Consider the following 4,558-nt stretch of genomic DNA (forward strand, 5'->3'; position numbering starts at 1 on the left):
TCAAATCACTCTGTCTTGAGGTTTTTTACCGTTGAAGAATTGGTTGAGGTTTTTGATGACGCGGAACCCCATTGCTTCGCGGGCCTCGCGTGTTGCGCTTCCGAGATGGGGGAGCATGACGAGGTTGTCGCATTGCATGAGGTCCGGGCTGATGCGGGGTTCAGCGTCGAAGACGTCGAGGGCTGCGCCGCCGATCATGTCGAACATGAGCGCCTGGATGAGGGCCCATTCGTCGATGACCTCGCCGCGGGCGGTGTTGATCAGAAAGGCGTCGGGTTTCATCAGGCCCAGGCGGCGCGAGTTGATCAGATGCCGGTTGGCGGCGCCGCCGGGGCAGTGCAGCGAGACGAAGTCGCAGTGCGGCAGCAGGTCGTCGAGCGTGTCGACCTGGATTGCGTTGCAACGGGCCAGCACCTCGGGCGCCACGGGGCTGCGGTTGTAGACCAGGATGTCCATGCCGAACCCGTGATGGGCACGGCGCGCCATTTCCTGACCGATCCGGCCATAGCCGACGATGCCCAGCGTCTTGCCGCTGACCTTGGTGCCGATCAGATGCGTGGGCCGCCAGCCGGTCCAGTTTCCGGCGCGCAGTTCGCGTTCACCTTCGCCGGCCCGCCGCGCCACCATCAGCAGCAGCGTCATGGCGATGTCGGCGGTGCATTCGGACAGCACGTCGGGGGTGTTGGTCACGGTCATGCCCAGCTGGCGGGCCGACGGTTCGCAGATATGGCTGTAGCCGACGCCGTAATTGGCCAGAATGCGGGTCTGGGCGGCGGGCACGTCCAGCGCCTCGGCGCTGAGCGTGTCGGTGACGGTGGGCAGCACCGCGTCATAGGTTTTCAGGGCCTGCCGGATCTCGGCCGGGGACATGGGCCTGTCACCGGTGTTGAGCGCGACGTTGTAATCCTCGGCCAACTGCGCCTCGACGGCGGCAGGCCAGCGGCGGGTGACAAGAACCGACGGTTTGACCATCACGCAGCCTCCATCACGCGGGCGATGGTTTCGCCGATGACAGCGGGGTTTTCGGCCACGGTCACGCCGGCAGCGGACAGGATCTCGACCTTTTCGGACGCGCTTTCGCCAAAGGCCGAGATGATCGCGCCCGCATGGCCCATGGTGCGGCCCTTGGGTGCGGTCAGACCGGCAACATAGGCCACCACCGGTTTGCTGATGTGGTTGCGGATATACTCGGCCGCCTCGGCCTCCTGCGGTCCGCCGATCTCGCCGATCATGGCGATGATATGGGTGTCTTCGTCCTGTTCGAAGCGTTCCAGGATATCCCGGAAGGACGAGCCGTTGATCGGGTCGCCGCCGATGCCGACACTGGTCGAGACGCCGATGCCGCGCTCTTTCAGCTGCGCCGCGGCCTCATATCCCAGCGTGCCCGACCGGCCGATGATGCCGACATTTCCGGGCAGGTAGATATGGCCGGGCATGATCCCCAGCAGCGCCTTGCCGGGGCTGATCGTGCCCGCGCAGTTGGGCCCGGTCAGCACCATGCGGTTCTCCCGCGGATAGCGGTACATGTAGCGCTTGACCCGGATCATGTCCTGCGCCGGAATGCCGTCGGTGATGCAGACGCAATAGCGAATGCCCGCATCCGCCGCCTCCATGATCGAATCCGCAGCAAAGGGGGGCGGCACGAAGACCAGGCTGGCATCGGCGCCGGTGGCCTCGACGGCCTGTTTGACGGTGTCGAAGACCGGCACGCCCTCGACGGTTTCACCACCCTTGCCGGGCACCACGCCGCCGACGACATTGGTGCCATAGTCCAGCATGTCCTTGGTGTGGAACCGGGCCATGCGGCCGGTGATGCCCTGAACGATGACGCGGGAATCGCGATCGAGAAGAATGCTCATTGCACAGCCCTCATCTTGGTGGCCTGGGTAAGGTCGTTCTGCCAGGCGCCCACGGCGCGCTCGGCGGCTTCCATCAATGTGGTGGCGCGGATGATCGGCAGGCCCGACTGGGCGAGGATCTTCTGACCCTCTTCCACATTGGTCCCGGCCAGCCGCACCACGACGGGCAGCTCAAGCTGCAGCTCCCTGAGCGCCTGCACGACGCCCTCGGCCACCCAGTCGCAGCGGTTGATGCCGGCAAAGATGTTGACCAGCACCGCCTGCACGTTCTTGTCCGACAGCACCAGACGGAACGCCTTGGCGACACGTTCCGGCGAGGCCCCGCCGCCGATATCGAGGAAGTTGGCAGGCTCGCCGCCCGCCAGCTTGATGGTGTCCATGGTGGCCATGGCAAGGCCCGCACCGTTCACGATGCAGCCGATATTGCCGTCCAGCCCGACATAGGACAGGCCCCGGTCGGCGGCGCGGCTTTCGCGCGGGTCTTCCTGGCTCTTGTCGCGCAGCTCGGCGATCTGCGGGTGACGGAACAGGGCGTTGTCGTCAAAGCTCATCTTGGCGTCCAGCGCCAGAACCCGGTTGTCGCCGGTGATCACCAGCGGGTTGATCTCGACCATGGTCGCGTCCAGATCGCGGAAGGCGGCATAACAGCCCTGCAGCGTGCGCACCATCTGCTGCACCAGGGCAGGTTCCAGCCCCAGCTCGAACGCAATCTCGCGCGCCTGGAATTCCTGCAGCCCCACCGCCGGTTCGACGATCGAGCGCACGATGCTCTCGGGGCGCTCGGCTGAGATGTCCTCGATCTCCATGCCACCCTCGGACGAGGCGACGATCATCACCCGCTGGCTGGAGCGGTCCAGCACGAAGCCCAGATAGATCTCGCGGTCGATCGGCACGGCCGATTCCACGTAAACGCGATAGATGCCCTTGCCCTCGGGGCCGGTCTGATGGGTGACCAGCTTGCGCCCGAACATGTCCTCGCAGGCCTCGTAAATCTCGCTTTCGGACTGGCACAGCTTGACGCCGCCGGCCTTGCCGCGCCCCCCCGCATGCACCTGCGCCTTGACGATCCATTTGTCGCCGCCCAACTCGCGCGCGCGATAGGCCGCCTGTTCCGGGCTGTAGGCCAGCGCCCCCGAGGGCACCGCGACGCCGAAGTTCGAAAGAACTTCCTTGGCCTGATATTCGTGGATGTCCATTTGCTCCTCCCTGTTGAGCGGCGTTACTGCGCGGCAATCGCCGGGGCGTAATGCTTGTCGAGAATGTCGTCGATGGCGGCGTGATCCACCTCGCCCCCCAAGGCGCGCATCGCATCCGCAAAGCGGCGCACGATCTCGCGGATGGCCGTCGGGTTTAGTTGGTTCAGGATGCCGATGCGGACCTGCACCGGGGCCGAAAGGGTGGGCCAGATGCCAAAGCCCTCGGCCCGGCAGTTCTGCACCAACTCCATTTCCCGGCCCGCCAGCGCACCCGGCAGGTTCAGCACCACAAGGCTGGTCATGTTCGACGTCACCTCGCAGCCCATCGCCGCAACCGCCTCGCGCAGGGCGGCCTCGTGGGTGCGATAGGCGTCGGCACGCGCGGCCAGCGTTTCCTGCAGCGTCAGGCGCAGGGATTCATGAAAGGCCGACACCGCATAACCCGAATGGGTCCGGTGATAGGTGCCCTTTTCAACGTCCTGACCGTCAACGATGCCCCAGTGGCGCGCCTCGAAGATCGGGTTGTGCACATAGGTATAGGCGCCGTTTGCCTTCAGCGTCTCGATATAGGCGTCGGTAAAGCTGACCGGCGCATAGGTCAGCGGCAGGCAGCACAGGCCCTTTTGCGGGCACGAGGCCCAGCCGGCGATGCCGGGATAATCGTCGATCGAAAAATCCTCGACCCCCAGCGACGACACCGCATCGATCAGGCCCATGACGCCGTGGCGTTCGCAGGCATCCGAGAAGCCGCGCAGGTCGTTGATCCGCCCCGAGCCGGTTTCCCAATGCGCCATGAAGGCCCATTTCGGCTTGTGCTCGGCCAGCGCCGCCTCGACCATCTCACCGGTCACCGACTGCCCGTGCGGCACGTCGATCACGGTGACGCTTGCCGCCTGCGGGTCCAGCGCATTCGCTGCCAGCTCGGCGCGGGTGGCCGCCTTGATGCGCAGGGTCAGCGCGTCGATGCCGGAAAACGTGCCGTTGGAAAAGGCCACGACCCGGTCGCCGGGCATCACCGCCGAGAACATCGTGTCCAGCCCGCTCCAGCCGGTGCCCGCCACCGCAAAGGTGTAGGTGTTCGACGTGCCCCAGATCGCGCGCAGCATCTGCTTGCACTCGACCATGCCGCGCAGCACGTCACCCTGCATGTGATCGGCAACCCCGGCACCGGCAAAGGCCTGCAGCACGCGGGCATCGGTATTGCCCGGCCCCGGACCGGCCGCCAGGGTCTCGGGGATCTCGAGCGGGGGAAAAATCGGAAGGGTCATCGTCAGATATCCTCGGCAGTTGACGGCCAGCACGGCCCGGTGTGTCATGTCGAGCGCCAGAAAACCCGATGCTTGCCCCGTCGCGCAACGTAACTTACTACTGCTTTAGGACTTCTAATAAGACGGGCAAAAAACTACCCAAATGGGTAAGGATACCACCGTATACCACAACACACACCACCAAAACGGGTAGGAAAACCCAAATTCAAAGGCAATTTCATATGCTTGGGAAAAC

General features: G+C 64.9%; 4 protein-coding genes. All 4 read right to left on the reverse strand.

What is annotated here, in order from left to right; translation table 11 throughout:
* Genes ACR0NA_RS21575 through ACR0NA_RS21590 form a run of 4 tightly spaced genes read right to left on the reverse strand, consistent with a single transcriptional unit; the run spans position 1 to position 4,323 of the window.
* Positions 1–972: a 2-hydroxyacid dehydrogenase gene (locus ACR0NA_RS21575; RefSeq protein ID WP_480732608.1), complete on the reverse strand. Its 972-nt coding sequence runs from the start codon at positions 970–972 to the stop codon at positions 1–3.
* Complete coding sequence (sucD, locus tag ACR0NA_RS21580; protein WP_480453287.1) at positions 972–1,859, reverse strand: succinate--CoA ligase subunit alpha; 888 nt, start codon at positions 1,857–1,859, stop codon at positions 972–974. Before sucD ends, ACR0NA_RS21575 begins: the two co-directional genes overlap by 1 nt.
* The gene (locus ACR0NA_RS21585; protein WP_170657657.1) at positions 1,856–3,055 is read right to left on the reverse strand and encodes a malate--CoA ligase subunit beta; all 1,200 of its coding nucleotides are present in this window, start codon (positions 3,053–3,055) and stop codon (positions 1,856–1,858) included. The genes sucD and ACR0NA_RS21585 overlap by 4 nt, the downstream gene beginning before the upstream one ends.
* A 23-nt stretch (positions 3,056–3,078) precedes the next feature.
* Positions 3,079–4,323: a pyridoxal-phosphate-dependent aminotransferase family protein gene (locus ACR0NA_RS21590; RefSeq protein WP_480732611.1), complete on the reverse strand. Its 1,245-nt coding sequence runs from the start codon at positions 4,321–4,323 to the stop codon at positions 3,079–3,081.
* Positions 4,324–4,558 lie beyond the last annotated feature (235 nt).

It is taken from the genome of Ruegeria sp. C11 (assembly GCF_056537725.1).

Coding starts and splice junctions, on each gene's coding strand:
- ACR0NA_RS21575 (WP_480732608.1), bottom strand. CDS start 972: ATGGTCAAACCGTCGGTTCTTGTCACCCGCCGCTGGCCTGCCGCCGTC.
- sucD (WP_480453287.1), bottom strand. CDS start 1,859: ATGAGCATTCTTCTCGATCGCGATTCCCGCGTCATCGTTCAGGGCATC.
- ACR0NA_RS21585 (WP_170657657.1), bottom strand. CDS start 3,055: ATGGACATCCACGAATATCAGGCCAAGGAAGTTCTTTCGAACTTCGGC.
- ACR0NA_RS21590 (WP_480732611.1), bottom strand. CDS start 4,323: ATGACCCTTCCGATTTTTCCCCCGCTCGAGATCCCCGAGACCCTGGCG.